The 699-nt window shown below is 61.2% G+C and carries 1 protein-coding gene; it reads right to left on the reverse strand.

Annotated elements, in window-relative coordinates; translation table 11 throughout:
* Positions 1-434, reverse strand: a 434-nt coding sequence (locus OB03_RS08735) for an HK97 family phage prohead protease (protein ID WP_461343867.1), incomplete at its 3' end; no start/stop codon positions are given.
* Positions 435-699: the final 265 nt, after the last annotated feature.

Genomic DNA, 699 nt, shown 5'->3' on the forward strand with positions numbered 1-699 from the left:
CGGGCTGTGCGGGCCGCAGGGATTGCGACGACGCTGATCTCTTTCAGGTCGATGATCTTGAGCGTCTGGGTGCCGTCTGCGTTGTAAACGATGCCACCGTCAGGGACGCTGTAACCGATAGACAGGCCGCTAACGTCGCCAGCCTTAATGTGCGCGTGAGCATCTCGCCCTCGCGTCGTATCGAGGTTGAGCTGGCCGCGAACGCGGAGGCCTTTGGCGTCTTCGACGATTTCGATCCAACGACCAATGGGGGATGCGCGGTCGTGAGCCCAGAGCATCAGAGGCGCTTCGCCACGTTGCCGCAGTTCCGCGATGCTCTTGGTGTAAGCACCCGGCGCGATGATATCGCCGTAGCTGTCAGGCTCACCGCCGAACAGGGAGGCGTAGCCGCTGATCTCGCCAGTCGTGGCGCTTGCGTCAGCGAACTTGACCACTAGAGGCGGGGCCGCTCGAATTATAGGGGTAGTGTCGTGCACGGGCGCACCTTCGCTATGCTGCAAAGCCAAAAGGGTATGAAACCCGGTTGAGCCTTGACCCAGCTCCCGCTGGTGCCGAAGGGCGCGCCCCAACTCCCGCTGGTGACGACCCCCGAAATATACGGCTTTCGAGGTGAGCCTGCAAGGCTTTTGTTCGTGAAATGTTCCACAGGCATCAGTGAGCCTTCGCCGTCTTGGCGACTATGCTGTCGGCCATCTGGTA

The organism is Brevundimonas sp. GN22 (genome assembly GCF_054824005.1).